This window comes from Undibacterium sp. 5I2, from assembly GCF_035019605.1.
Classification (GTDB): Bacteria; Pseudomonadota; Gammaproteobacteria; order Burkholderiales; family Burkholderiaceae_D; genus Undibacterium.
Genome location: NZ_JASJVS010000131.1, coordinates 1 through 1,893, shown reverse-complemented (window position 1 = coordinate 1,893; position 1,893 = coordinate 1). Strand labels below are relative to the sequence as shown.

Annotated in this window: 2 protein-coding genes; one reads left to right on the top strand and one right to left on the bottom strand. The window is 49.8% G+C overall.

The window, feature by feature from the left end; all coding sequences use genetic code 11:
* Positions 1–734, bottom strand: a 734-nt coding sequence (locus tag QN359_RS19640) for a Crp/Fnr family transcriptional regulator (RefSeq protein WP_323493374.1), incomplete at its 3' end; no start/stop codon positions are given.
* Positions 735–1,386: 652 nt separating this feature from the next.
* On the opposite strand from QN359_RS19640, the gene QN359_RS19635 reads away from it, so the two are divergent.
* Positions 1,387–1,836 (top strand): hypothetical protein, encoded by a 450-nt coding sequence (locus QN359_RS19635; RefSeq protein WP_323493375.1) that lies wholly within the window; start codon positions 1,387–1,389, stop codon positions 1,834–1,836.
* Positions 1,837–1,893: the final 57 nt, after the last annotated feature.

Here is a 1,893-nt window from a genome sequence, read left to right as displayed (position 1 = left end):
CGCCGCGCAGCTGTGGCAGAAACAGGCACTATCTTAAACTCTTTGAATAATTGTCTGGACTTAGGGGGCCACTTTAAGTTACCAATATCGGCCCGACTCAAATGCACATTAAATTGATCAGTACGCAAACCGCGCTCGGCCAGCGCATTGGCCCATTGCAGTAAAAAATCACATACCCGCGCATCCGACGGCAAGGTACCCATCGATAGCATCCAATTGCGATGCTGGCCCAATTGCATGCCCATGGCACGGAATAATAAACGCAGCAGCCGCGGTTCCGACATGCCAATTTGCAGCAGACGTTCGTAATTGACGACCCATACCTCACTGCGATCAAGTGCAACGGCGGAACAGCTATAGCATCCGCCCGAGATGCCGTCAAAACCCAGCCAATCGCCTTTAAAATACAAGCCGATCGCTTGCTCACGTCCATCGACACTCAAATTCATTAATTTGAATAAGCCAGAGCTGACCAAGTACAAGCGTTCAAACCGCTCGCCATAAAGGTATAATTTTTCATCGATTTTAAGCTTGCGACGAGTAAACACCATCTGCGATTCCAATGCGCTGAGCGACTCTTGCCACAATGCTTTATCCAGCTGTTGTTTGGCGGCATAAGCAACCATTGACGGCAAAGATAGTAAGGCAGCGGGCAGGTTCTTCTCAGCATAAGCAGCATCCGAGAACATCAAATCGCGTTCCAAGGCTGATGGCGCATTGAGCAGTGTTTCCATTTCTCCCCCTATGAATGTTTATTGATAGCTGGCACAGATTTGGCGCTACAAGGCAGGAAACTGCGCTGTTCCTGGATCGGGGTCGTCTGTCCCATTGGTCGCAGCCATCTCGTTTGCTCAGTGCCTCAGCTTAAGGAAAAAAATGGCTCTCACGAATACCGGATTACCTTGATAAGGACTACCTGTTTTCAGGTATTTATCAGATCTGAAGAAAGCGCGGCGCTTCAGAGGAGGTCGTAAACGGGTTTTCAATCGGCATTATTAGTCCAGTCGGCCATCACGTCGTTCCTGCGAACTTTTGGCAGGAACCCCGCGGCGTATGTTTGCGGTGGAAAAAGGCGTCCGTCAGGCTTTTGCGACAGCCATCTTCAGGATGGGGAAGAGGTCCAACAAAAAATTAAAAAAATGAGGTAGTCGAGGCAGGGGTAGCGTGGATTGCTCCTGTGCTTGTTTAATATACTCGCTCACAGCCGTGCTGCATGAAGCATATTTGGGTGCAATTATTTGTCAGTTTTTTTTCTTGCTATGAACCTGAATCATTGGGGAAATCATCCTATGGCATGGAGATTGTGCCCTTGGCGATCTATCCACGCAAAAATCACTCTGAGCACATGTCTACTATTTTTAGTGTGCATGTGCTCCTTGTCTTATTATGTTTACGCATTGCTGCACGCTGGATGGTATCGTGGTGGCGGACAGCAAGCAAACCCATGTAGGCGAAAATTATTTGAGCAATACAACCGTCGCGGCAGCCTTGCAGCAGCGTTCGGCCGGCGTCAGTGTGCCGCAGCTGGATTCGCTTAGCAATGAGGCTCAATTCCATTTGGTGGTGCCGGTTTATGATAGGCAGAAAAACGTGATCGGCGCGCTGGCCGGGGTCACTGGGCTGCGTGCACCGAATTTTCTCGATGACTATATCCGTAACCGTTACGGCCGCAGCGGTGGCTATTTACTGATTGCACCACGCGAACGTCTCCTGATTCGTGGCTTGTCGCATAGCCGTTATATGGAAGCCTTGCCGGCGGCCGGCATTAATCCCGGTATCGATCGGTATCTGCAAGGTTATCAGGCTTATGCGGTGATTCATCAAAAATCTGACTAGGGTTTGAAACCCCGGCCTTCAGAGGCTGTCGCAAAAGCCTGATGGACGTTTTTTACA

Excerpts from the sequence above, each read along its gene's own strand:
- QN359_RS19635 (WP_323493375.1), top strand. The coding sequence starts at position 1,387 with ATGTTTACGCATTGCTGCACGCTGGATGGTATCGTGGTGGCGGACAGC.